Here is a 24,565-nt window from a genome sequence, read left to right as displayed (position 1 = left end):
CGCGCAGGCAGGAGACCCGCACATGGCAGACCGCAAGCCCATCGAGTCGTGGCTCACCGACATGGACGGGGTCCTCATCCACGAAGGGGTGCCGATCCCCGGCGCCGACGCCTTCATCAAGAGGCTCCGCGAATCCGGCAAGCCCTTCCTGGTCCTGACCAACAACTCGATCTACACCCCGCGCGACCTGCACGCCCGGCTGCGCCGCATGGGCCTGGAGGTGCCGATCGAGTCCATCTGGACCTCGGCGCTTGCCACCGCCCAGTTCCTGGAGGACCAGCGGCCCGGCGGCTCGGCGTACGTCATCGGCGAGGCCGGCCTGACCACGGCCCTGCACGACATCGGCTACATCCTCACCGACCACGACCCCGACTACGTGGTCCTCGGCGAGACCCGCACCTACTCCTTCGAGGCCATGACGAAGGCGGTGCGCCTGATCAACGCGGGCGCCCGCTTCATCTGCACCAACCCCGACGAGACCGGCCCCTCCACCGAGGGCCCGCTCCCGGCGACCGGCGCGGTGGCCGCCCTGATCACCAAGGCGACCGGCAAGCAGCCGTACTTCGCCGGCAAGCCCAACCCGCTGATGATGCGCACCGGGCTCAACGCGATCGGCGCGCACTCCGAGACCAGCGCGATGATCGGCGACCGCATGGACACCGACGTGCTGGCCGGCATGGAGGCCGGGATGCAGACCTTCCTCGTCCTCACCGGCCTCACCCGGCCCGAGCAGGTCGAGAACTTCCCCTACCGCCCCTCCCAGGTGGTCGACTCCATCGCGGACCTCGTCGAACGGGTCTGAAACGCGGGCCCTCCCCGCGTGACCCGAACGGAGTAGCCCGGCCCCCGCGCGGGATGCGGGGGCGGGGTGCGCGGGGCAGCCTCCAGGTAACTGGAGGTACACGATGGGCTCAATGAAAGTCACTCTCTGTGCCGGAGCCGCGCTGGCCGCCGCGCTGTGCGCACCGGCGGCCCACGCCTACGCGGCGGACGGCGGCGGCGTCTCCGTCACGCCGTCCTCACCCGCCCCGGGCACCGACGTCACGCTCCGCGTGCCCGACTGCACCGAGAAGACGGCCGTAGCCGTGTCCGCGGCCTTCGAGTCGGACGTACGGCTCAGCCTGGCCGCGGGGGACGGCGTCCTCGTCGGCTCCAGCCGGGTCCGCACCAGCGTGCAGGCCGGTGCCTACGCCGTACAGGTCAAGTGCGGCGACCACGCCCGCAAGGGCACCATCACCGTCGAGGAGAACCGGCGCCCGGACACCCGGCCGACCTCGCCCGCCTCGCCCGTCGCCCCGGTCGACGCGGGCGGCGGCGGCACCGCCCGGCTGGCCGCCGCCGACAGCGGGGAGCAGGCCCGCTCCGAGCCTCCCGGCACGGCGCACACCGTGACCGGCCTGGTGCTCGCGGGCATCGCCGCCGTCGCCGTGGCGCTGCGCAGCGTCCGCAGCCGGAGCCGCGGGACGGACTGACCATGTCCGAACAGGACACACGGCACACAGCACCCCACGCCGAATCCGGCACCGCACCTACCGCCGCCCCCGGCGGCCGCCTGGTGACCGGCATCGCCTGGGCGGTGCTGCTCCTCGGGCTGTGGCTGTGGGGCCGCGAGGCCACCGACGTGCGCGAGGGCATATCGAGGCCGGCCACCGGCGACATGGCGGCGGCCGGCCGGCCCCCCGACGTCCCGCTGCCCCCGGCCCACGCACCGCTCGGCGCGGCCCCGCCCCAGCGGCTCGACGTGCCCGAGCTCGGCATCGACGCCCCCGTCGTGGCCCGCGGTCTCGACGGCAAGGGCGCCATCGAACCACCGCCCTTCGACCAGCCCGGCACCGTCGGCTGGTACGCGGCCGGCGTCACCCCCGGAGCGGCCGGCACCGCCCTGCTGGTCGGCCACGTCGACACCGAGACCCGGCCCGCCGTCTTCTACGAGCTGAGCACCCTGGAACCCGGCGAGACGATCCGGGTGGTCCGCGACGACGCCGAGGTCGCCGAGTTCACCGTCGACGACGTCCAGGTCCTCACCCGCGACGGCTTCGACGCCCAGCAGGCATACGGGCCCCGCGACACGGAACGCTCCGAACTCCGCCTCATCACCTGCGGCGGCACCTTCGACCGGACGACCGGCACCTACACGGCCAACGTCGTCGTCTCCGCCTACCTGACCGGAACGGCGTCCTAGCACAACCCCGGGGCCCCCACCCGGGAACCGCGTGGGCCCTGGCCGCGTATGTCAGGATTGAGCCTCGGAACAGTGCACCCAGGGGGGTTGGATGTACGGCAGCAAGCCGGCCGGAAACATGTCCAGGAGGCGGGCTGCGTCGACCGCGGCGCTGGGGGCGGCGGCGCTGCTGCTCGCGGGCTGCTCCTCGTCCGGCGACGGCGGGGACGACAAGGGCGCGGGCGCCGGGATCACGCAACAGCCCAAGGAGACCGACCCGTTCTGGGTCAACCCCGACGGCAACGCGGCACAGCAGGTCGCGTCGCTGACCGAGTCGGGCAAGAAGGACCAGGCCGAACAGATCCGCAAGATCGCCCAGCAGCCGACCGGCGAGTGGATCAGCCCGGAGAACCCCGAGGAGCAGGCCCGCGGCTTCACCGAGGCCGCCGACGAGGCCGGCCGCACCGCGCTGCTCGTCCTCTACAACATCCCGCACCGCGACTGCGGCCAGTACTCGGGCGGCGGCGCCGCCGACGGCGACGCCTACCGCTCCTTCGTCGACGGCGTGGCCAAGGGCATCGGCGACCGTGCCGCCACCGTCGTCCTGGAACCGGACGCGGTGCTGCACCTCGTCGACGGCTGCACCCCGCAGGAGTTCCACGAGGAGCGCTACGACCTCCTCAAGGGCGCGATCGCCAAGCTCGGCGCCCTGAAGAACACCAAGGTGTACCTGGACGCGGGCAACGCCGGCTGGGGCCACCCCGACCAGATCTTCGACCCCCTGAAGCGGGCCGGCATCGACCAGGCCGACGGCTTCGCGGTCAACGTGTCGAACTTCTACACCACCGAGGACTCCATCGCCTACGGCAAGCAGCTCTCCGCCAAGGTGGGCGGCAAGCACTTCGTCGTCGACACCAGCCGCAACGGCAACGGCCCCTACACCGAGGGCGCCCCGGACGAACGCTGGTGCAACCCCCCGGGCCGGGCCCTCGGCGAAACCCCGACGACGAAGACGGCCGACCCCCTGGTCGACGCCTACCTCTGGATCAAGCGCCCGGGAGAGTCAGACGGCGAATGCAAGGGCGGCCCGAAGGCAGGGCAGTGGTACCCCGAGTACGCCCTGAAACTGGCGCAAGGACAAGAAACCTAAGGGGCGCGGGGCTGTGACATGTGCGGCTACCGCCGCGTGCGCGCGACCAGCCACAGCGCTCCCGCGCCCTTAGTCGCAACCTGCGGGAGCGCTACGGAATCCGCACCCACTCCGCCTTGGAAGGCGTCCCCTCCCCATCCGTCACGAACATCATGTACCACCCCGACTGCACCAGGTTCTTGCCCTCCGGCACCGTCACCGTCAGCTTGTCCCCGTCCGCCTTGAAGTCCAGCGCGATGGACCGCTGATCCACGTCCGTGACATGGGTCGACGCGCTCGGCCGGATCAGCCGCACCTTCTTGACCGTCGACGCCGCACGCGAGGTGAACGTCCCCGACTCGCCGCGCGCGATGGTCTGCGGGCCGCCGGACAGGTCCGGCCGCGAGTCCCGGTACAGGTACGGCGGGGTGTAGATCTCGATCCGCTGCTCGAACTTGCCCGGCTTGGTGTTGGCCTTGTCGGCGTAGAGCGAGTCCGAGCCGAAGAACATCAGGCGCCCGTCCGGCAGCAGGATCGAACCGGAGTGGTAGTTGCGGCCCACCAGCGGATCGGCGACCCGCTCGAAGGAGTTCGTGTCCGGGTGGTACAGCCGCGCCTGGAGGATGTTGGAGTCGCCGCGGCCCCGGTAGTCCTGGGAGCCGCCGGAGACCAGCACGCTGTCGTCGGGCAGGACCGAGGCCTGCGGATAGCGCGTGCCCTTCTCCAGTGACGGTCCGTCCACGAACTTCGGGTCGTCCGCCTTGAGGTCGGCGATCCGGGTCTTCTCGCTGGACAGCTTGGACTCGCCGACCCCGCCGCCGCCGATCACCATGTACTTCTCGTCCTGCGCCGGCGGCAGCAGCACCGTGTTCGCCGTCTCCAGCATGTTCGCGTCGCTCATGCCGGGGACCTTGGTGAACTTGTTGGTCTCCACGTCCCAGATGCCCGGGGTGCGGCCCACGTCGTCGGGTCCGTACCCCGCGTTCGCGCCCGAGTAGAAGATCTTGCCGTTCTGCATCAGGAACAGCGCCGGGTACGTCGGGAACTGGCGGACCTTGTCGGTGTAGGTCCACTCCTTGGTCTTCGGGTCGTAGACCTCGTTCTTGCCCGGGACCAGCTGGCCGATGTCGTCGAGGCCGGAGACGCTGAGGATCTTGCCGTCGCCCAGGGTGGTGAGCGTCGGGTACCAGCGGGCCTCGTGCATCGGGTCGACATTGATGTACTTCTCGGCGACCGGGTCGAACTCGAAGGCGTCCCGGATGCCCTGGAAGTCCTTCTTGTCGAGGGCGAGCTTCTGCGCGATGCCGTACGTGTTGCGGGCGTCGGCGCCCGACAGACCCTGGATGCGGTAGTTGTCCTCGGTGCCCGTCTCGTACTTGCTGCCGCTCTGCTGCGCCTCGACGTAGATCCGGCCGAGGCCCGGGTCGTTGCGCAGGAACTTGCCGGTCGCCGGGTCGAAGACCTTCTCGGCGCGGGGCACCAGGACCGGGTCCTTGGAGACGAAGGTCTTGCCGTTCTCCTTGCCGGTGAACCTGGTGCCCGCCGGCAGGGTGATCGGCTTGTCCGGGTTCTCGTTGTGGACGACCATCAGGCCGCCGGCCTTGGTGACGTCGCCCTTGAGCTTCTCGTACCGCTTGGTGCCGCCCGCGATCAGCAGATTGCCGTTGGCGAGCTGGGTGTGCCCGGTGCAGAACAGGTCGGTGGGCGTCGGCACCTTCTTGATGGTGCCCTTGACGGGGTCCCAGATCCGGGTGTCGTACTGCTTGTCGTCGGAGTTGTCCTGGTTGTTGCCGGACCCGGCGACCATCAGCACCTTGCCGGTGCGCAGCAGTGCCGCGTGGATGGTGTTCTGCCGGTACTTCTCGGGAAACTCGATGATCTCCCACTTGCCGTTGGCGGCCTTGTACTCCGGCTGGTTGATCTTGTACTGGTGGTATTTCTCGGTGCTGAAGCGGTAGAGCCACGGCCCGTTCATCCCGGCCAGCGCTACTACCACCGCCGTACCTATCGCGAAGCGACGGGCGCGGCGGCGGCCGGCACGGTCTTTCATTCCTTACGTCCCCCAAGTCCACCAAGGGCGATCTGCATGGTCTGGTCGTCGCCCCCGTCGGCGGAGGCGGCCCAGTTGGGCTTGTGCTGCGGTGTGTGCGCCGCGTGTCGTCCGTGCGGCTGCGGCTGCGGCTGCGGCGGGACCCGTGGTCCGGGCTCCGCCGCCGCGACCGGCGGTTGCTTCTTCGCCTTCCGCAGCTCGTGGCGCCAGGCGAACATCGGCGACGCGGTGATCAGCAGCGCGAAGGTCGCCCAGATGATCATCGCGGGGTGCGAGTGGCCGTACGCGAAGCCGGCGGCGATCGAGCCGCCGAAGATCACGATGAAGTACCAGTGGTAGCGGAAGGTGCCGAACAGGGTGTCCGGGCTGGCCGAGTCGCCCTTCGGGGTCACCACGAACTTGCTCTTGCGGCGCAGCACGGAGTCGATGAGCGCCTTGGCGTACAGCGGCGCCGACAGCGCGGACATGATCATGCCGGCCACGCCGCCGGAGCCCTCCGGCTCGTGCGGGGAGACGTTGTGGCGGCGGTTCCAGACGTACAGGCCGATCTGGAGCGCGGAGGCGTTGCCGTAGAGCATCAGCCAGACCGCCGGGTCGATGTTGACGCCGGATGCGCCCAGGCCCAGGAACAGGCAGCAGCTCAGCGCCGCCAGGATCCAGTTGAGGGCCGACATCGGGTAGAAGATGATCATCATCGTGTAGTTGAAGAGCTTGCTCGGCGGCAGCGAGTACCAGCCCTTCCAGTACTGCTTGAGGATCGTCTCGTACGTCCCGCGCGACCAGCGCATCTGCTGGGTGAAGAAGTCCGTCCAGGCGTTCGGGCCCTCGCCGACCGCGAGCACGTCCGGGGTGTAGACCGAGCGCCACTTGCGGCCCGTGACCGGGTTCTTGTGGCGGTGCATCTCGAAGCCGGTCGCCATGTCCTCGGTGATCGAGTCGTACAGGCCGCCGATCTGCTTGAGCGCCCTGATGCGCACCGCGTTGGAGGTGCCCACGAACATCGGCCCGCCGTAGCGGTTGCCGGCGCGCTGGATCAGCGCGTGGAAGAGGAACTGCTGCGACTCGGCGGCCTTGGTGATCGGGTTGTCGTAGTTGCCGTAGACCTGCGGGCCGATGACGAAGCCGACGTCGGGGTCGCGGAAGAAGCCGAGCATCCGCTCCAGGTAGTTGGGCAGCGGCACGTGGTCGGTGTCGACGGAGGCGAAGAAGTCGTAGTCGTCGCCGTGCGCCTCGAGCCAGGCGTTGTAGTTGCCGTGCTTGGTCTTGGCGCGGTGCGGGCCCTTCTTCCGGTTCCACTTCGCGACGCCCTTGCGGGAGAAGTGGTGCACACCCAGGCGCGCGCACACCTCCTTCACCTCCGGGTCGTCGCCCTCGTCGAGGAGCCAGACGTGCATCAGACCGCGGTGGCGGATCTTCACGGCCGCCTCCAGGGTCTTCGTCACCATCTCCAGCGGCTCCTTGCCGGGCACGAAGGAGGTGAGGAAGGCGACCCTGGTGCCGGTCTCGGGCACCACCGGGACCGGGTCGCGGGCGACCAGGGTGGCGTGCGCGTTCGACAGCACGTTCAGGCAGCGGAACAGCTCGATCAGGCCGATCGCCACGAGCATCACGATGTCGAGCGCGGGCAGCCAGGAGAAGGCCACGTAGTCGCGCTCGGTCCAGTGCTCCGGCTGGAGCAGCCAGACCAGCAGCACCACCGACAGCAGCGGGGCGGCGGCCAGCATCAGGGCGACCCGGAGGCGGTGCGGCTCCTGCGAGATCAGCGAGCGGTACTGCACCCGGTACGGCTTGTTCGGGTCGGGCTGGGTGAGGGGGCCCGCGAGGCGGCTGTAGTGCTCGTAGTCGTACTTCGGCAGCGTCTTCTTTATCCGGCGGAACGAACCGGTGTTCCAGTTCCGGTGCCCGGGCACCCTGAGCTGGGTGGTCTGGGACGGGTCGTGGTCTGGCCCGGCGCCCGTCGGCGTCGACGTCATGAGTCATTCCCCCCACACGCGGGTCATGCGTGTTTCGTCGCTTCCTTCGCCTGCACCGGTCCCCCTCGACCGTCACGGACGTATCAGTGGTGGGTCACAGTCACCACGGCATGCACACCTTATATAGACATGGAATGGTGACCCCCGGTTGCATGATGCCCCCCTCGGCATCCCCTCGGCATCCGGCCCCCAACCGGACCAGGGTTCTACGGCGTTCATCATGATCGCAAGACGTCCCGGTGCCGGATACGCCGAAGGCCCCCCGTGTGATACGGAGGGCCTTCGACCGTCGGTGCGCCGCCAGGGACTCGAACCCCGGACCCGCTGATTAAGAGTCAGCTGCTCTAACCAACTGAGCTAGCGGCGCCTGCTGACCTGCACAACTCTACCCGATGCCGACTGGTGCTCCGGACCACCGCCTGGGCCCCCGCGGGGCCGCGCTCACGGCCGGGTACATCATTCGGACCGTCAACATGCGCGTGCTGGGGACAGTTGCGAAACTGACCGACATGTACCGAAGTGCACCGGCGCGGACCTGTCCACCGGGAGTGTGAGGGGAATCGCATGGAGACTCCCGTATTCGAGGAGATCGAGCCCGCGAGCGACTGCGACTGCGCCGGCTGCCGTCACTGGCGGCGCGTGCTGCCGCACTCCCCGGCGGGCCGCGCGCTCGCCCATCCGGCGGCGTACCGCACGCTGGTCGTGGCCACCGCCGCCGCTTCCGCCGGTGCCGTGACCGCCCTCGGCGCGGGGCCGGCGGCGGCGCTCCCCGCGGCCGCCCACGCAGCCCAGCGGCCGGGCGTTCCCGCGGCCGACGAGCCCGGCACCCCGCAGGGTCCCCGGGCTCCGCTGTACGGCGCGACCGGCCGGCCCGCGGCGCCCCCGGCCGGTGCGGAACTGGCCGGTATCACCCGTACGGAGATCATCGACCGGGCCAAGACCTGGGTGGCCGCGAAGGTCCCGTACAGCGTGACCGCCTACTGGTCCGACGGTTACCGGCAGGACTGCTCCGGCTTCGTGTCGATGGCCTGGAAGCTGCCCGCCAACGAGTGGACCGGAAGCCTCGCCACCGTCGCCGACCGCATCACCAAGGAGGAGCTCGAACCCGGCGACATCCTGCTGTTCCACAACGCGTCCGACCCCCAGGAGGGCTCCCACGTGGTGATCTTCGGCGGCTGGACGGACGGCACGCACACCGCCTACACGGCGTACGAGCAGACCCCGCCGCACACCCGCAGGCTCGACACGCCCTACGCCTACTGGAACAACTCGGCCAAGTACCTGCCGTACCGCTACAAGGGGGTCACGGCGGGCGGGGCGAGTACGGCCGGCGCCGAGCGGACGCCGCCGCCCGAGGCCACGGGCCCCGCCTCCCACGGGGTGGCCGGATACCCCGGACGGGCGATGTTCGGGCCGGGCGCGGACAACCCGTACGTCACCCGGCTGGGCAGGCAGTTGGTGCACAAGGGGTTCGGCACGCATTACACGAAGGGGCCGGGTCCGCGCTGGGGCGAGGCGGACCGGCGGGGCGTCCAGGCATTCCAGCGCGCCCAGGGCTGGCGCGGCGGAGCGGCCGACGGGCACCCGGGCCCGGAGACCTGGCGGCGGCTCTTCTCCTGACCGCACCGGGGTGATCACCCGTTCATGACGCGTCTGGCGCGGAGGCTGGAGCACGCATGAGTACGACATCGTCAACGAACCCGGAGACCGCGGCGACGGCACCGGAGGAGCCCGCGGCGGCGACCGGTCAGCGGTCCGTCCGGCTCATCCACAACGAGGCCACCACCGAGATCCCGGTCCACCTGCTCTTCCGCGACGACCCCGACCCGGCGCCGGTGGCGCTGCGGCCCGCGGTCGTCGCACGGCGCCAGGTGCCCGGGGAGCGGACGGGGGAATGGCGCAGCACGCGGCGCCCGGTCGCCGCGCGACCGCGGCCCGCGCCCCGTGTCGACCCGGAGCTGACGGAACGTCCGGCCCGGGTGCTGCCCGGCGCCGCGGGCGTGGCCGCGGGTCTGTGCGGGGCCGTCGGGTGCGCGGCCACCTCCTGGTGGGCCGGTCTCGTGCCGCCGCTCACGGCCCAGGCGCTGGGACTGCCGGTGTCCGCGGGTGCCGGACTGGGACCCGCGCAGTGGGCGGCGTATGCGGCGGCGGGGGCGCTGGGGATGTTCGGGTTCGGCGGGCTCGCCCGGGGCCGGACCGGGCGGGCCTGGGTGCTCGGCCTGTTCGGCCGCTACCGGGGGACGGTGCGGCGCACCGGACTGATGTGGGTGAACCCGCTGCTGCTGCGCCGCCGGGTGGACGTGCGGCTGCGGCACTGGCGCAGCGAGCCGATGCCCGCGGCGGACGGCAACGGGGTCGCGCTCAGGGCGGTGACGCTGGTGGTGTGGCGGGTGCGGGACACCGCCAAGGCCACGCTGGGCGTCGAGGACCACGAGACGTATCTGCGCGAGTGCGTCGAGGCGGCCTTGGCCCGGGTCCCGGTGGAGCCGCTCGGCACGGTGCGCAGCTCGGCGGACGTGGCCGGGGACACGCTGACCCGGCTGGTGGCGGCGGACGCGGCGCCGGTCGGTCTGGAGGTGTTCTCGGTGCGGCCGGTCCGGGTGGAGTACGCCCCCGAGGTCGCCGCCGCGATGCACCGGCGCCGGATCGCCGCGCTGGACGCCGCGCAGCGGGCGAGCGTGCTCACCTCGGTCGTGGACTCGGTGGAGGACACGGTGACCCGGCTGACCATGCGCGGGCTGGTCGAACTGGACGACTACGAGCGCAAGGTGCTGGTGAAGGACCTGACGGTGGCGTTCTGCGCGGGGCGCGGGGACACCGGGGCGTGACCCGTACGGCGGCCCGGCGTGGGCGGGCAGCACATCCCGTCTTTGGTATGGACATGTTCAACTAACGGCAATAATCTGAACTTGGTCTAGACCTGCACGGCTCACTGAACTTCCCCTGAACTTCCCCACACGTCACAGGGAGCAGCAGTATGCGCACAAGGACCAAGTTGTACGCGGCCGCGCTGGGCATGGCGACCACCGGAGCCCTCGTGCTCTCGTCCGGCGGCGCCAGCGGTCACGGCTACACCGACCTGCCCGTCAGCCGGCAGAAGGTGTGCCAGAACGGCACGGTCGGCGGATGCGGCGCCATCCAGTGGGAGCCGCAGAGCGTCGAGGGACCCAAGGGCTTCCCGGCCTCCGGGCCGGCCGACGGAAAGATCTGTTCCGCGGGCCACGGGTCGTTCGCCGCGCTCGACAGCCCCAAGCAGCCGAACGGCCAGGCGTGGCCGACCACCAGGGTGAACGGCGGGCAGAGCTACACCTTCCGCTGGCAGTTCACCGCCCGGCACGCCACGACCGACTTCAAGTACTACGTCACCAAGCCGGGCTGGAACCAGAACCACAACCTCGCCCGGTCCGACCTCAACCTCACCCCGTTCTTCACGGTGCCCTACGGCGGCAAGCAGCCCCCGGCCACCCTCTCCCACAGCGGCACGCTGCCGTCCGGGCTGAGCGGGCACCACGTGATCCTCGCGGTGTGGACGGTCCACGACACGGGCAACGCGTTCTACGCGTGCTCGGACGTCACCTTCTGAAACAGCGGAAGGGCCCCTCGCTCGGCGAGGGGCCCTTCCTTCTGTGCGCCGCCAGGGACTCGAACCCCGGACCCGCTGATTAAGAGTCAGCTGCTCTAACCAACTGAGCTAGCGGCGCATGACTCCCGCCGTCCGCTTCCGCGGTCGGCGACGACGAAAATACTACCCGGTCCCGGGCAGTGCTCGTGACCAGCTCCGGGCCGGTCCGCCGGAGGGGCCCACTGGAGGAGTCCGCCGGAGGGGCCCTAGATCGCCAGGGACAGGAGCACCGGTGCCGCGCTCCGGTTCAGCTCGTCGGCGGCCCGGCGCAGCCGGTGCGCGTGCTCGACCGGGAGCGACAGGGCCAGACAGCCCACGGCGGAACCGGCGGTGATCGGGACGGCCGCGCAGACCGTGCCCACCGCGTACTCCTGGAGGTCGAGGACGGGCACGGTGGCCGGCTGCGACTCCAGCCGGGACAGCAGCAGCTTGTCGCTGGTGATCGTCCGCGAGGTCAGGCGGGCCATCCGGTGCCGGGCCAGGTGGTCCCGGCGACCCGCGTGGTCCAGCTGGGTCAGCAGGGACTTGCCCACCGCGGTGGCGTGCGCCGAGACGCGGAAGTCCACCCACTCGTTCACCCGGGGCGTGGCCGGACTGTCGGCGTACTGGGTGACGCTGACCTCGCCGTCGACGTACCGGCTGATGTAGACGGCGGCGCCCACCGAGTCGCGCAGCCGGTCCAGGGTGCGCTGGAGCTTCTCGCGCAGCGCCTGCTCGCGGCCGTGGGCCGAGCCGAGGCGGGCCAGGGCCTCCCCGGTGACGTACGCGCCGTCGGCGGTCTGCTCGACGTAGCCCTCGCGGCGGAGCATGTGCAGGAGCGTGGTCAGGCGCTCCGGGTCGATGCCGCTCTCGCGGGCGATCTCGGTGTCGGTGACACCGGAGGTGTGCCGCGTCACCGTCTCCAGGACGCGCAGGGCGTCCTGGGCCGAGTGGTGCGGCGCGGTCGGCCTGTGCTGCAGCGCCACGGTGGTCTCCCCCTGCGCTCGCTGGTGCATCCCTGCGTTCAGGGTAGCCGCCAAGATGCCTCTCGTGAGGGGGTGTTGACCGGATTTCGGGGCCCTCATCTGCGGCGCAGGCCCACTGGCATATGCCCTCGGCCTGCCCCAACGTTCCGACCTCGGGCGTTGGGGCAGGCGCGTCGCGCAATTACAGGACCGCGCTCAGGAACTCCCGCGTACGGTCGTGCTCCGGCTCGCTGAAGATCTTCTCCGGCGGGCCGGCCTCGATGACCCGGCCCGAGTCGAACATCAGGACCTGGTCCGAGATGTCCCGGGCGAAGTTCATCTCGTGGGTCACGCAGAGCATGGTGATGTCCGTGGTGCGGGCGATGTCCCGCAGCAGGTCCAGGACGCCCGCGACCAGCTCCGGGTCGAGCGCCGAGGTCACCTCGTCGAGCAGCAGCACCTTGGGGCGCATCGCCAGTGCCCGGGCTATCGCCACCCGCTGCTGCTGGCCGCCGGAGAGCTGGGCGGGGTGGGCGTCGCACTTGTCGGCCAGGCCCACCAGGTCCAGCAGGCCCTTGGCCCGTTCCACCGCCTCGTCCTTGGACATGCCGAGCACGGTGACCGGCGCCTCGGTGATGTTGCGCAGCACCGTCATGTTCGGGAACAGGTTGAACTGCTGGAAGACCATCCCGATCTGCTTGCGCACCTCCCGCCGCTCCTTCTCGGTCGCCGGGAAGAGCTTCTGCCCGTCCACGGTGATCGTGCCCTCGTCGGGCTTGAGCAGCGTCATCAGCAGCCGCAGGATCGTCGTCTTGCCCGAACCGGACGGCCCGATCAGCGTGACGTGCTTGCCGGCGTCCACGGAGAAGTCCAGGTGGTCCAGGACGGTGTTGTCCCCGAACCGCTTGGTGACCTGCTCCAGGCGGATCAGCTCACCGCCGCTCTGCTCCGGGCTCTTCTCGGGGTTGGGGAGGGTGTCAGTGGACAAGGCGTCGCTCCAGGGCTCGCAGGGCAAGGGAGGCCAGGTAGGAGATGATGATGAAGGCCACACCGATGACCGTCAGGGGCTCGGTGAACTGGAAGTTCTGCTGCGAGAACAGCCGGGCCTCGCCGAGCATCTCCAGCACCGTGATCGCCATCAGCAGCGGCGTGTCCTTGAGCATGGAGATCACGTAGTTGCCGAGGGCGGGCACCACCCGGCGGATCGCCTGCGGCAGGATGATCGCCGTCCAGGTCCGCCGCAGGGGCAGGTTCAGCGCCGTCGCGGCCTCCCACTGGCCGACCGGCACGCCCTCGATGCCGGCCCGGTAGACCTGCATCGTGTACGTCGAGTAGTGCAGGCCGATGGCGACCACACCGGTGGTGAGCGCCGAGAACGTGATGTTCCACTCGGGCAGCACGTAGAAGAGGAAGAACAGCTGCACCAGCAGCGGGGTGTTCCGGACGAACTCGGTGACCACCCCGATCGGCCAGGTCACCCAGCGGCTCGGCACCCGCATCAGCAGCGCCCACACCAGGCCGAGGCCGAAGGAGACCAGCGAGCCGAGGACCAGGATCTGCAGGGTGACCAGCAGGCCGTCCCAGAAGTGCGGCATGAAGTCGGAGACCGCGCTCCAGTCCCATTTCACGACACACCACTTCCCTCAGGCACCCGCACGGCCGCCGTCTTCTTCTTCGGCGCCTTTCCGACGCCCGCCTTCAGCTTCTTCTCCAGACCGCGCATCACCCGCGTGAGCAGGAAGGCGATCACGAAGTAGATCAGCAGGATGTACGTGTAGATCTCCGCGCTCTCCTGCAGTGCCAGCCGCACCAGGTTGCCGCTGAAGGCCAGGTCGCCCATGCCCATGATCGAGACCAGGGCGGTGCCCTTGAGCAGCTCGATCAGCAGGTTGGAGAAGGGCGGGATCATCTCCGGCACCGCCTGCGGCAGCAGGATCAGCTTCATCCGCTGCCAGGGCGTGAAGCTGAGCGCGATGCCGCCCTCCTTCTGCGCCGGGTCGACCGCGGCCAGCGCGCCGCGCACGATCTCGGAGCCGTACGCCCCGTAGGTCAGGCCGAGCGCCAGCGTGCCCGCCCACATCGGCACCAGCTGCCAGCCGAAGGCGGGCGGCAGCACGAAGAAGACCCAGAAGATCATCACCAGCGCTGAGGTCCCGCGGAACACCTCGGTGTAGAAGCCCGCGAGGAAGCGGACGATCCACAGCCGGTGGGTGCGCGCGATGCCGACCACGAAGGAGACGGCCGTCGCCAGCAGCGAACTGAAGAAGAGCAGCTGGACGGTGACCCAGACGCCCTGGAGTACGAGTTCCCACAGTCCCGAGGTCATCCGCCGCAGAGCTCCTTCGCGGTCAGATCCGTCATCTCTTCCTCGGTGAAACCGAAGGGCTTGAGGATTCGCAGCAGTTCGCCGCTCTTCTTCAGCTTCTGCAGCTCGACGTTGAAGGCGTCCCGCAGGTTGGTCTCGTCCGGACGGAAGGCGAAGCCGCCGCCGTCGACGTGGGGCTTGCCGCCGACCAGCGGTGCGAAGGGCTCGGTCGCCTCCGCCTTGCTCGACTTCTTCACCACCTCGCGCACGGTCAGGGCCGTGCCGGCGAAGACGTCCACGCGCCCGGACTCGACGGCGTTGAGTCCGGCCACCTGGTCGGGGACGATCAGGATGTCGTCCTCCTTGTACCCGTGCTCCACCGCGTAGGCGATCTCGGCGTAGCCGGTGCCGGTTGCGAACTTGGCCTTCTTCTTGACGACGTCCCGGTAGTTGTGCAGCCCGAGCGGATTGCCCTTGCGCACGATGTACGCGTCGAGCATCTGGTAGTCGGGGTCGGAGAAGATGACCTGCTCACAGCGGTCGGCGTTGATGTACATCCCGGCCGCCACGACGTCGAACTGCTGGGACGCGAGCCCCGGGATGAGGGAGCCGAACTCCGTCGGCACGGGCTGCACCCGGTCCACTCCGAGCCGCTTGAAGATGACCTTCGCCAGCTCCGGGGCCTCACCGGTCAGCTCGCCGTTCTTGTCGATGTACCCGAAGGGGATCTCACCGGCGATGCCGAGCCGGGCGACGCCCTGTGCCTGGAGCCGCCCGAGCAGGTCTCCCCCCTTGACGTCGGACGCGGTGGCCACCCGCGAGCAGCCGGCCGCCCCCAGCGCACCGAGCGCCGCGACCCCCGCGAGCAGCGTCCGGCGAGTGGGCCCGGCTGTCCTGGACCTTTGGTCGGATATACCCCGTAGAGGGGTTCTGTGTGGTGGAGCCATGGGCGCGCAGCTACCCGAAGGTGGGCAGGTTATGCCGATCTTTTTCAGTCCGATACATCGGCCCGGCGCCCTTGACCGCGGGGGCCCGGGGCACTGCCATGGAGGGCATGGCTGATCGCTACATCGAAGTCTCGCTGGTCAAGCGCGGAATCACCTGCACGGCCCAACTGCTCGACGACCGGGCCCCGATCACCTGCGCGGCCGTCTGGGACGCGCTCCCCCTCGGCGGCGACGTGTACCACGCCAAATACGCCCGCAACGAGATCTACGCCCTTTTCCCGCCCTTCGCGACATCCGAACCCCCACTGGAGAATCCGACAGTCACGCCCATTCCGGGTGACCTGTGCTATTTCGCCTTCGCGGGTGCCGAGTTGGGCACGAAGGCGTACGGCTACGACCGCGAGGTCCGCCCCGGCACCACCCTCGTCGACCTCGCCCTGTTCTACGAGCGCAACAACCTGCTCCTCAACGGCGACGTCGGCTGGGTCCCCGGCACCGTCTGGGGCCGCATCACGGAGGGCCTGGAGGCGATGGCGGAGGCCTGCAACGACCTGTGGCGCACAGGAGCAGCAGGCGAAACCCTGAGCTTCCGCCGGGCAGGGTAGCTGCGACCAGTCGTGCCGCCCCAGCCCCCAGCCTGCGGGCAGTCGTGCCGCTGGGGCGGCACGGGTGGGCGCAGGCGGCACCCGCCAGCGCCGGTCGGCGTCCCCCACCGCGCGCCCACACCGACGCCGGTCAACTACTGAGCCGACGTACCAGCACCCTCCCCGTACAGCGCATGCGCGGCCCGCAACACCAGATCGTCCCGATGCCGAGCCGCGACGATCTGCACCCCCACCGGCAACCCGTCCCCGTCCACCCCCACCGGCACGGTGGCAGCAGGCTGCTGCGTGAGATTGAACGGATACGTGAACGGCGTCCACCCCGTCCACCGCCGCTGCCCCGACCCCTTCGGCACCTCCACCCCCGCCTCGAACGCCGTGATCGGCAACGTCGGCGTCACCAGCAGGTCGTACGACGCGTGGAAGACCCCCATCCGCCGCCCCAGCTCCATCCGCACGTCCACCGCCGCCAGATAGTCCAGCGCCGAATACCGCGCCCCCGCCCCCACGATCTCCCGCAGCCCCGGGTCAAGGAGCTCCCGCTGCCCCGCCCGCAGATGCTGCACCACCCGCGCCGCCCCGCTGAACCACAGCGTGTGGAAGGCGTCCACCGGATCCGTGAAGTCGGGGTCGGCCTCCGTCACGTACGCGCCGAGACCCGCCAGCCGCTCCACCGCCCGCCGCACCGCCCCGGCCACCGCCGGACGCACCGCCACCTGTCCGCCGAGCGAGGGCGAGTACGCCACCCGCAGCCCCCGCACCCCGCCCGACAGGGCCTCGGTGTACGACCCGGGGGCCGGTCCGAGCGCCGACCAGTCCCGGGCGTCCGGGGTGCCGATGACGTCCAGCAGCAGCGCCGCGTCCGCCGCGTCCCGGGTCATCGGACCGACGTGCGCGAGCGTGCCGAACGCACTCGCGGGGTACAGCGGCACCCGGCCGTACGTCGGTTTCAGGCCGAAGATGCCGCAGAAGGACGCCGGGATGCGCACACTGCCGCCGCCGTCCGTGCCCAGCGCCAGCGGCCCCGCCCCGAGCGCCACGGCCGCCGCCGCGCCCCCGCTGGAACCGCCCGCGGTACGAGAGGGATCGTGCGGGTTGCGCGTCACGCCGGACAGGGGCGAGTCCGTCACGCCCTTCCAGCCGTACTCCGGCGTCGTGGTCTTGCCGACGAACACCGCGCCGTGTTCGCGCAGCCGGGCGACGGACGGTGCGTCCTCGTCCCAGGGACCGTCCGGCGAGACGGCCCGCGATCCGCGCAGGGTCGGCTGACCGCGCGTCAGCAGGATGTCCTTCACTGTGACCGGCACCCCGTCCAGACGCCCGCACGGCTCCCCGCGGCGCCACCGCTCCTCGGCCCGCCGGGCCTGGTCCAGCGCCTCCTCACCGGTCAGCCGGACGAAGGCGTTCACCTCCGGCTGGATCCGTTCGGCCCGCTCCAGGACCGCCCGGGTCGCCTCCACGGGGCTGAACACACCCTTGCGGTAGCCGTCGACGAGCTGTACGGCGGTCAGCTCGGTGAGGTCGGTCATGCGGCATCCTCCCGCGGGTCGGAGACGTCGGCGACGTCAGTGTCCGGGCACGTATCCACGTTCTTTGTCGACCACGTTGGCCAGCGGTCCGCCCGCCGCCCAGCTCTCGAACAACTCCACGAACTGCGCCCCCAGTTCGTCCCGCCAGCCGACCGTGTCCCCGCTCATGTGCGGCGAGACGATCAGCCCCGGCACCTCCCACAGGGCGCTGTCCTCGGCCAGGGGCTCGTGGTTCAGCACGTCCAGGGCGGCGCCCCCGATCCGGCGCGCGGTCAGTGCCTCGACCAGGTCGTCCTCGACGACCAGCGGCCCCCGCCCCACGTTCACGAACCGGGCGGAGGGCCGCATCAGGGCGAACCGCCGGGCGTCGAACATGCCGCGCGTGTCGTCGGTGAGCGGCGCCGCCGCCACCACCCAGTCGGCTCCGGCCAGCAGCCGGTCCAGGTCCTCCGGGCCGTGCGCGCCGGGGCGCGCGGCGCGGCCGACCAGCGCGGTGGTGATGCCGAGCGCCTCCAGCGTGCTCACCACCGCCCGGCCGATCGGGCCGGAGCCCACCACGCAGGCGCGGGTTCCGGCCACCCGCGTCGACTCACGGTGCCGCCAGGTCCGCTCACCCTGGAGGCGCAGCGTGGTGGGCAGGTCCTTGGCCATCGCCAGCACGAGCGCGGCGACGTACTCGGCGATCGGCCGGTCGAAGACACCGCGCGCGTTGGTCACCACCGTGTCCGACGCCGCCAGCTCCGGGCACATCAGATGGTCCACACCGGCGCTCGCCGTGTGCACCCAGCGCGGGCGCGGGCCGCCGCCCGGCCATGCCTCGCGCACCGCGTGCGAGGTGAAGTCCCACACCAGCAGGACGTCGGCGTGCGGCAGCCGCTCGGCCAGCGTCTTCGCGTCGGCGTGCTCGACCCTGGCCCGGCCGGTCAGCCGGCCCAGCCGGGGGAGTGGCTCGGCGTCCAGGACGAGGAGGGTCGGCAGGGAGGTCGGCGCGGGCGTGGACGCGGGCGCGGACGGGGACGTGGTCATCGGCGGCCTGTCTCCGGTCGGTGGAAGCGGGTGCGGTTCAGGTGTTGACGCGGAAGTTAACCGGCTGTTGACCTGGGAGTGATGCGGGCGGATTGACCACGCTCGCACCGGAACCTACCTTCGTCAACACGGCCGTTCATAACGGTGCGTTGCCCTCTCCTTCCTCAGTGTGAGGCCGGTGCGTGCCATGGACATCTCCTTTCTCGGCGGACCAGCTCCGCAACGCGGGGTCGGCGTGGTCGCCCCCTTCGACTTCGCACTCGATCGCGAGCTGTGGCGATGGGTGCCCGACGACGTGTCACTGCACATGACACGGACCCCCTTCGTGCCCGTCGAGGTCAGTCTGGACCTCGCCCGGATGGTCAGCGAGCACGAGACCCTCGGCGAGGCGGTGCGCACCCTCAACGCCATCGCGCCCGAGGTCGTCGCCTACGCCTGCACCTCGGGCAGCTTCGTCGGCGGCATCGCCGGGGAGCGCGCCATGTGCGAGGCGATGACCTGGGCGGGCGCGGTCCCGTCCGTCACCACCTCCGGCGCACTGCTCGACGCGCTGACCGAGCTGGGCGTGCGCCGGGTCGCGCTGGTGACGCCGTACACCGTGTCCGTGACCCGGGCGCTGGAGGCGTACGTCGCCGAGGCCGGAGTCACCATCACCGGGTGCGCCTTCATGGGGCTGACCCGGCACATCTGGAAGGTCCCCTACCGCGACGTGGCCGACATGGCCCGCCAGGCCGTGCCCGCGCCGGGTGCCGCGGACGCCCTGTTCATCTCCTGCACCAACCTCCCCACCTACGACGTCATCCCGCAGCTGGAGGCCGAGCTGCGGATCCCGGTGATCTCGGCCAACCAAGTGACGATGTGGGCGGCACTGCGCCGACTGGGTACCCCTGCGGTGGGGCCGTACCAGGCGCTGACCGATCCGGCCGCGCGCCTCGGCCCCGCGGCGGCGGGTGCGGCCGGTCCCGCGGTGGTGGGGCCGGTGGGTCCCGTCGACCCGGCGGTGGCGGGCCCGGTCGGCCCTGCGGCCGCGGACATGCCGGGCGTCGCTGACGGCCCGGACACGGAACAGCAGCAGGAAGGGTGGACATGACAGCACTGGGATTCCTGTACCCGGGCCACTCCGGCGAGGACGACTACCCACGCATCGAGCAGCTCCTGGGCAGCGACATCCGGGTGGACCTGGTGCACACGGACATCGGTGAGGACGCCCACCGGGTGGACGCGCTCCTCGAGATGGGCTCGCCCCGGCGGCTGGAGGCGGGCGTGGCCGAGCTGCGGCTGGCCGGCGCCGACGCCGTGGTGTGGGCCTGCACCAGCGGCAGCTTCGTGCACGGCTGGGACGGCGCCCACGAGCAGGTGCGCGCCCTCGCCCAGGCGGCGGGCCTGCCGGCCTCGTCCACCTCCTTCGCCTTCGTGCACGCGGCGAAGGAGATCGGGGTGCGGCGGGTGTCGATCGGCGCGACCTACCCGGAGGACGTGGCGCGGCTCTTCGCGGACTTCCTCGGCGCCGCCGGCATCGAGGTGGCCGACGTCGTCAGCTCGGGCATCATCACGGCGGCGGAGGTCGGCACCTGGACCGAGGAGGAGGTGCTGGCGCTGGCCCGCGCCGCCGACCGCCCGGACGCCGAAGCGGTGCTCCTCCCGGACACGGCGCTGCACACGGCGGCCCACATCCCGGCCCTGGAGAAGGAGCTGGGCAAGCCGGTCCTCACCGCGAACCAGGTCACCATCTGGGAGGGCCTGCGCCTGGCCGACCGCCGGGTCAACGCTCCCGAGCTGGGCGCGCTGTTCACGCGGGAGCCATTGGTACAGGTCTGAGAAGGGGACCGCGACGTAGTTCGCGGGACCCGAAGTGGAAGAACCCCGGTCCGCGTGGGCGGGACCGGGGTTCTCGTCGAGCGCTGGGCAGGCCTTGCACCTGCATTTCCCCACGGGAAGTGGGGCGTCTTTCCTTGGACCACCAACGCAGTGCCCGCTGCGGGGGGTTGGCCCCGTGATCAGGCAGGATGATCGTACCGCAGTGCCGACCGGGGTGCACGTCGGCGGCACGGCGCGGTCGCGTACAACCCCGGGCGGGTCCCGGTCGTCTTGATCTTGTCGACCCCGCGCTGCGTCTCGGTGCGGGGCGCTTGAGCACAAGGAGAACGACCATGCGCGCCACTGCCGTACGCCGTACCGTCCTGACCGCTTCCGCGGTCGCCCTCACCCTGGCGGTCGCCGCCTGCGGCGGAGGTGACCAGGACGGTGGAAACGGCGGGGACGACAAGCCCGAGGGCGGCGCGGCCGAGAAGCCGGCGTCGAAGGCGCTGACCGCCGCCGAGCTGGAGAAGCGGATCGTGGCCACGGCCGACCTCAAGGACCACAAGGTGCAGGAGCCCGGGAAGGACGACGTCTTCGATCCCGCTTCCCTCACCGTGGACCGGGCGGAGTGCGAGCCCGTCGCCCGGGTGCTCTCGGCTCTTCCGGCGGGCGACCCGGCGGCGAGCGCCCAGCGACTCGTCGTCCAGGAGTCCGCGGCGTCCAAGAAGGGGATGCCCTCGATGGAGGAACTGGCGGAGATGACGGAGGAGGAGGCGAAGGAGGCGACCATCGACTCCCTCGACATCACGAAGACGATGACCTCCCTCTGGTCCTACGACGCCGACGGCGCGGACCAGGCCCTCGGCACGCTGCGGGCGGCGGGCGAGAAGTGCGCGAAGGGCTTCGCCATGACGATCGACGGGGAGAAGCAGCAGGTCACCAAGGTCGCCGGGGAGAAGCTCACGGCCGGTGAGGACGCCGTCGCCTGGACGGTGGCCGCGAAGACGGACGAGGACCCCGTCGAGACGAAGGTCGTCGTCTTCCGGACGGGCACCACGCTCGCCGGCTTCTCCTCCTTCAACATCGCGGCGATCAGCCGCGGTGAGGCGTACGAGCAGCCGACCGCCGTCATCGGCGCACAGGAGGCCAAGCTCGCCCGATGACCCGGACCCGGGTCCGGGCGCTGCTCCGGACCCGGCCGACACGGAAGAACCCCGGTCCGCGTGGGCGGGACCGGGGTTCTCGTCGAGCGCTGGGCAGGCCTTGCACCTGCATTTCCCCACGGGAAGTGGGGCGTCTTTCCTTGGACCACCAACGCAGTGCCCGCTGCGGGGAGTTGGCCCCCGTGATCAGGCAGGATGATCGTATCGCAGGTCCGGACCGGGTGCACATCGAGCGTCGTGCGGATCGCCGCACGTTCATGTAGATGGATGCCGGTCGGGATACTGAATGCGGGCCAGCTTGTCTGAACCCTTGTCAGCTTCCGGACGTCCCCCTATTCTCACGCCGAGAAAGCGCTTTCCGCCAGGGCGTGATTGACATGATCACGCCATGGCTTCCGTTCCGGCATGTGAAGGCGAATGGGGAGACCGAGGATGAGACGACCAGTCGCGCTGCGACTCCAAGCGGCACTGGGCACGCTGGCCCTCGCGGCCGCGGCCGGTGTGGTGCTGACGATGCCCGAGACGGCGTCGGCGGCGGCCGGCGGCGCCACCGGCTACGCGACCCAGAACGGCGGCACGACCGGCGGTGCGGGCGGGCAGACCGTACGGGCCACCACCGGCACCGCGATCCACGAGGCCCTGTGCGGCCGGGCCAGCAGCAGCACCCCGATCATCATCGAGGTCGAGGGCACCATCAACCACGGCAACACCAGCAAGGTGTCGGGCGACAGCTGCAACACCGCCGCCGACAAGATCGAGCTGAAGCAGGTCAGCAACATCACGATCGTCGGGGTCGGGAACGGCGCCGTCTTCGACCAGCTGGGCATCCACATCCGGGAGTCCAGCAACATCGTCATCCAGAACGTGACCGTACGGAACGTCAAGAAGTCCGGCTCGCCCACGTCCAACGGCGGCGACGCCATCGGCATGGAGAGCGACGTCCGCAACGTCTGGGTCGACCACACCACCCTGGAGGCGTCCGGCGGGGAGTCGGAGGGCTACGACGGCCTCTTCGACATGAAGGACAACACCCAGTACGTGACCCTGTCCTACAGCACCCTGCGCAACTCCGGGCGCGGCGGCCTGATCGGCTCCAGCGAGTCCGACCGCTCCAACGGCTACGTCACCTTCCACCACAACCTGTACGAGAACATCGACTCCCGGGCGCCCCTGCTGCGCGGCGGGATCGCCCACATGTACAACAACCACTACAAGAGCCTGAACGAGTCCGGCATCAACTCCCGGGCCGGCGCCAAGGCCAAGGTGGACAACAACTACTTCGAGGACTCCAAGGACGTCCTCGGCACCTTCTACACCGACCAGGCCGGCACCTGGCAGGTCAGCGGCAACATCTACGACAACGTCACCTGGTCCGAGCCCGGCGAGGACAACAACCCGGCCGGTCCCGACCCGCAGTCCAACACCACGGTGTCCATCCCGTACTCCTTCACCCTCGACGCCGCCTCCTGCGTGCCGTCCGTCGTGAGCGCCACGGCGGGCGCCAACAAGGGCCTGAAGGTGTCGGACGGCAGCTGCACGCCGCAGAGCCCGGACCCGACCGACCCCACCGACCCGGACCCGACGGACCCGGACCCGACCGACCCGACGGACCCCGACCCGACCGATCCGCCGAGCGGGACCAACCTGAGCCTCGGCGCCGGCGCCGACGGCTCGTCCAAGGCGAGCGGCACCAGCTACGGCAACGTCCGCGACGGTGACCTCGGCACGTACTGGTCCCCGGCCGGCACGACCGGCTCCATCTCCGTCAAGTGGCCCTCCGCCACCACCGTCGGCAAGATCAACGTCCGGGAGGCGGCGGGCTCCGAGGGCACCGTCGGCTCCTACCGCGTCGTCAACCACGACACCGGTGCCGTCCTGGCCTCCGGCAGCGGGGCGGGCGTGATCGGCTTCTCCCCGGTCTCGCTGGAGAAGATCACCTTCGAGATCACCGGCGCCTCGGGCACCCCGAGGATCGCCGAGTTCGAGACGTACGCGGGCTGACCCGGCCCGGCGGGCGGGGTGTGACCGGATCGCGGCTCCGGTCACACCCCGCCCTCTTGCGCGGGCGCGGGACAATGGACGGTGGCCCACTCCACCGGAGTGCCCCCGCACCCGGGGACGGGCCGTCGTCCCGTACGAGGAGGAGAAGACATGGCGGAGCCCACGCCGCGTCGGCACGAACCGCGGCTACGCCCCGCGCCCCTGCTCTTCGAGCCGGCGGAGGCGGCCGCCGATCCCGAGCACTTCTTCGACCTCGAGTCCATCGACGACCCCCGCGCCCTGCTGGAGCGGGCCACCGAGCTGACCCACGCGTTCCGCGCCGCGGCGGACCGGGCGATGGAGTTCCAGGCGCTCGCCGCCGCCCAGCTGGCCGATCCGCGGCGGTTCGACCGGCTGACGACGGCCGACATCGCCGAGCGCGCCGAGTGGACCGAGGACTACGCCAAGAAGATGGTCGAGTTCGGCCGGGACCTGATGCGCGGCGAACCGGCCGACTGAGCCGACGGCCGCGGCCGTACCGAGCAGCCGGAGCGCATATGCCAGGAGGGTGGGCAAGATACTCGCCTCCCCGCCGCCGTGTCCCGGTTTCCGGTAACCCGGCGGAGCGGAATCCTCACGCCCGGTAGACATGGGCGGTATGAGCAGCACACGCAACGCCACGCCCCACATCTCGGACGTCACCTCGGACGGCGCCGCCTGGCTGGCCTCGGCGGGCGCGTACCCGCGCAGCACGCTCTCGCTCTGGGAGGAGCGCCCCGACGCCCCGGTCGTCCTGCCCTGCGGTTCCGCCTTCGACGTGGTGAGCGCTCCCGCGATCTTCGGCCGCCGGATGCTGGACCGGCTGTGGGACGACGGCCCGGGTTCGGGTCCGGTGGCGGAGTTCCGCGGCCGGATGCTGCTGTTCGCCGCACCGGGCACCGCCCAGCGGCTGCCGTCGCTGCTCGACTGGGAGGAGTGGAGTGCCCGCGGCCGGGAGGGCGGCCGTACGGACGAGGTGCCACCGCTGCTGTGCCACGGCGCCGGGGACGCGGTGACCGTACCGGCCCCCGCGGGTGCGCCCGCGCGCTCCGGGTCCCGCTGGCTGGTGGCCCCGGACACCCGCCAGCCGTGGCTGCCCGGCCCGGAGATCATGCTCTGGGCGGCGGTGCGGGCGGCCCGGGCGGCGGTGCGGATTTCGATTTTTCCTCCCGCCGACCAGGATGCTAAGGTCTACGACGTCAGCAGGCGCCGCTAGCTCAGTTGGTTAGAGCAGCTGACTCTTAATCAGCGGGTCCGGGGTTCGAGTCCCTGGCGGCGCACGATGGCGATGGCGA

Annotated in this window: 23 protein-coding genes and 3 tRNA genes; 15 read left to right on the top strand and 11 right to left on the bottom strand. The window is 70.9% G+C overall.

The window, feature by feature from the left end; genetic code table 11:
- Positions 1-22: 22 nt before the first annotated feature.
- The 4 genes from IE258_RS11215 to IE258_RS11200 all read left to right on the top strand — a co-directional run bounded on the left by IE258_RS11215 (position 23) and on the right by IE258_RS11200 (position 3,311).
- Positions 23-802 carry an HAD-IIA family hydrolase gene (locus tag IE258_RS11215; RefSeq protein WP_061444532.1) on the top strand — a complete coding sequence of 260 codons (780 nt, stop codon included), beginning with the start codon at positions 23-25 and terminating at the stop codon, positions 800-802.
- A 103-nt stretch (positions 803-905) separates the two neighbouring features.
- Positions 906-1,472: a hypothetical protein gene (locus tag IE258_RS11210; RefSeq protein WP_189742289.1), complete on the top strand. Its 567-nt coding sequence runs from the start codon at positions 906-908 to the stop codon at positions 1,470-1,472.
- A gap of 2 nt (positions 1,473-1,474) precedes the next feature.
- Positions 1,475-2,182 carry a class F sortase gene (locus IE258_RS11205; protein ID WP_229892054.1) on the top strand — a complete coding sequence of 236 codons (708 nt, stop codon included), beginning with the start codon at positions 1,475-1,477 and terminating at the stop codon, positions 2,180-2,182.
- A gap of 91 nt (positions 2,183-2,273) precedes the next feature.
- Positions 2,274-3,311: a glycoside hydrolase family 6 protein gene (locus IE258_RS11200; RefSeq protein ID WP_189742286.1), complete on the top strand. Its 1,038-nt coding sequence runs from the start codon at positions 2,274-2,276 to the stop codon at positions 3,309-3,311.
- A gap of 91 nt (positions 3,312-3,402) precedes the next feature.
- Here IE258_RS11200 and glxA read toward each other — a convergent pair whose 3' ends face one another.
- From glxA to IE258_RS11185, 3 genes are all read right to left on the bottom strand, one after another.
- Positions 3,403-5,340 carry a radical copper oxidase GlxA gene (gene glxA, locus IE258_RS11195; protein WP_189742282.1) on the bottom strand — a complete coding sequence of 646 codons (1,938 nt, stop codon included), beginning with the start codon at positions 5,338-5,340 and terminating at the stop codon, positions 3,403-3,405.
- Complete coding sequence (locus IE258_RS11190; protein ID WP_189742280.1) at positions 5,337-7,313, bottom strand: glycosyltransferase family 2 protein; 1,977 nt, start codon at positions 7,311-7,313, stop codon at positions 5,337-5,339. Before IE258_RS11190 ends, glxA begins: the two co-directional genes overlap by 4 nt.
- A gap of 293 nt (positions 7,314-7,606) precedes the next feature.
- Positions 7,607-7,680, bottom strand: a tRNA-Lys gene (locus IE258_RS11185).
- A 197-nt stretch (positions 7,681-7,877) separates the two neighbouring features.
- On the opposite strand from IE258_RS11185, the gene IE258_RS11180 reads away from it, so the two are divergent.
- The 3 genes from IE258_RS11180 to IE258_RS11170 all read left to right on the top strand — a co-directional run bounded on the left by IE258_RS11180 (position 7,878) and on the right by IE258_RS11170 (position 10,896).
- Positions 7,878-8,933 (top strand): peptidoglycan-binding protein, encoded by a 1,056-nt coding sequence (locus tag IE258_RS11180; RefSeq protein ID WP_189742277.1) that lies wholly within the window; start codon positions 7,878-7,880, stop codon positions 8,931-8,933.
- Positions 8,934-8,989: 56 nt separating this feature from the next.
- Positions 8,990-10,141, top strand: coding sequence for an SPFH domain-containing protein (locus tag IE258_RS11175; protein WP_189742274.1), 1,152 nt, complete (start codon positions 8,990-8,992; stop codon positions 10,139-10,141).
- Between the two features lie 149 nt (positions 10,142-10,290).
- Positions 10,291-10,896 (top strand): lytic polysaccharide monooxygenase auxiliary activity family 9 protein, encoded by a 606-nt coding sequence (locus IE258_RS11170; RefSeq protein WP_087809154.1) that lies wholly within the window; start codon positions 10,291-10,293, stop codon positions 10,894-10,896.
- A 44-nt stretch (positions 10,897-10,940) separates the two neighbouring features.
- Here IE258_RS11170 and IE258_RS11165 read toward each other — a convergent pair.
- The 6 genes from IE258_RS11165 to ehuB all read right to left on the bottom strand — a co-directional run bounded on the left by IE258_RS11165 (position 10,941) and on the right by ehuB (position 15,131).
- Positions 10,941-11,014 (bottom strand) — tRNA-Lys (locus tag IE258_RS11165).
- Positions 11,015-11,141: 127 nt separating this feature from the next.
- The gene (locus tag IE258_RS11160; RefSeq protein ID WP_189742271.1) at positions 11,142-11,900 is read right to left on the bottom strand and encodes an IclR family transcriptional regulator; all 759 of its coding nucleotides are present in this window, start codon (positions 11,898-11,900) and stop codon (positions 11,142-11,144) included.
- Positions 11,901-12,081: 181 nt separating this feature from the next.
- Entirely contained in the window at positions 12,082-12,867 is a 786-nt protein-coding gene (gene ehuA / locus IE258_RS11155; protein WP_159327754.1) for an ectoine/hydroxyectoine ABC transporter ATP-binding protein EhuA, read from the bottom strand.
- Positions 12,857-13,507, bottom strand: coding sequence for an ectoine/hydroxyectoine ABC transporter permease subunit EhuD (gene ehuD, locus IE258_RS11150; RefSeq protein ID WP_159327755.1), 651 nt, complete (start codon positions 13,505-13,507; stop codon positions 12,857-12,859). The genes ehuA and ehuD overlap by 11 nt, the downstream gene beginning before the upstream one ends.
- Positions 13,504-14,205, bottom strand: a complete 702-nt coding sequence (gene ehuC, locus IE258_RS11145; protein WP_159327756.1) for an ectoine/hydroxyectoine ABC transporter permease subunit EhuC — start codon at positions 14,203-14,205, stop codon at positions 13,504-13,506. Before ehuC ends, ehuD begins: the two co-directional genes overlap by 4 nt.
- On the bottom strand, positions 14,202-15,131 hold the full coding sequence (gene ehuB / locus IE258_RS11140) for an ectoine/hydroxyectoine ABC transporter substrate-binding protein EhuB (protein WP_189742268.1): 930 nt from the start codon (positions 15,129-15,131) through the stop codon (positions 14,202-14,204). The genes ehuC and ehuB overlap by 4 nt, the downstream gene beginning before the upstream one ends.
- A 107-nt stretch (positions 15,132-15,238) precedes the next feature.
- On the opposite strand from ehuB, the gene IE258_RS11135 reads away from it, so the two are divergent.
- A complete protein-coding gene (locus tag IE258_RS11135) occupies positions 15,239-15,736 on the top strand; it encodes a DUF3830 family protein (RefSeq protein ID WP_189742266.1) in 498 nt (165 codons plus the stop codon).
- Between the two features lie 134 nt (positions 15,737-15,870).
- On the opposite strand, the gene IE258_RS11130 is transcribed toward IE258_RS11135, so the two are convergent.
- Both IE258_RS11130 and IE258_RS11125 read right to left on the bottom strand, forming a co-directional pair.
- Entirely contained in the window at positions 15,871-17,262 is a 1,392-nt protein-coding gene (locus IE258_RS11130) for an amidase (RefSeq protein ID WP_189742264.1), read from the bottom strand.
- 36 nt (positions 17,263-17,298) lie between these two features.
- Positions 17,299-18,288, bottom strand: a complete 990-nt coding sequence (locus tag IE258_RS11125; protein WP_189742261.1) for a D-2-hydroxyacid dehydrogenase — start codon at positions 18,286-18,288, stop codon at positions 17,299-17,301.
- A 187-nt stretch (positions 18,289-18,475) separates the two neighbouring features.
- Between IE258_RS11125 and IE258_RS11120 the strand changes: the two genes are divergently transcribed.
- The 7 genes from IE258_RS11120 to IE258_RS11090 all read left to right on the top strand — a co-directional run bounded on the left by IE258_RS11120 (position 18,476) and on the right by IE258_RS11090 (position 24,550).
- On the top strand, positions 18,476-19,378 hold the full coding sequence (locus IE258_RS11120; RefSeq protein ID WP_189742260.1) for a maleate cis-trans isomerase family protein: 903 nt from the start codon (positions 18,476-18,478) through the stop codon (positions 19,376-19,378).
- Complete coding sequence (locus IE258_RS11115) at positions 19,375-20,106, top strand: maleate cis-trans isomerase family protein (RefSeq protein WP_159327762.1); 732 nt, start codon at positions 19,375-19,377, stop codon at positions 20,104-20,106. Before IE258_RS11120 ends, IE258_RS11115 begins: the two co-directional genes overlap by 4 nt.
- A 332-nt stretch (positions 20,107-20,438) precedes the next feature.
- On the top strand, positions 20,439-21,251 hold the full coding sequence (locus IE258_RS11110) for a hypothetical protein (RefSeq protein WP_189742257.1): 813 nt from the start codon (positions 20,439-20,441) through the stop codon (positions 21,249-21,251).
- A 432-nt stretch (positions 21,252-21,683) separates the two neighbouring features.
- Complete coding sequence (locus IE258_RS11105; RefSeq protein ID WP_189742255.1) at positions 21,684-23,252, top strand: pectate lyase family protein; 1,569 nt, start codon at positions 21,684-21,686, stop codon at positions 23,250-23,252.
- 150 nt (positions 23,253-23,402) lie between these two features.
- Positions 23,403-23,750, top strand: coding sequence for a DUF8844 domain-containing protein (locus tag IE258_RS11100; protein ID WP_189742254.1), 348 nt, complete (start codon positions 23,403-23,405; stop codon positions 23,748-23,750).
- Positions 23,751-23,889: 139 nt separating this feature from the next.
- Positions 23,890-24,486 carry a bifunctional DNA primase/polymerase gene (locus tag IE258_RS11095; protein ID WP_159327766.1) on the top strand — a complete coding sequence of 199 codons (597 nt, stop codon included), beginning with the start codon at positions 23,890-23,892 and terminating at the stop codon, positions 24,484-24,486.
- Positions 24,477-24,550, top strand: a tRNA-Lys gene (locus IE258_RS11090). Before IE258_RS11095 ends, IE258_RS11090 begins: the two co-directional genes overlap by 10 nt.
- The last annotated feature ends 15 nt before the right edge of the window (positions 24,551-24,565 follow it).

The sequence above is a fragment of the Streptomyces tendae genome (genome assembly GCF_014650435.1).
Classification (GTDB): Bacteria; Actinomycetota; Actinomycetes; order Streptomycetales; family Streptomycetaceae; genus Streptomyces; species Streptomyces tendae.
The sequence above is the reverse complement of the archived record's forward strand: the minus strand, read 5'-3'. Positions and strand labels throughout refer to the sequence as shown.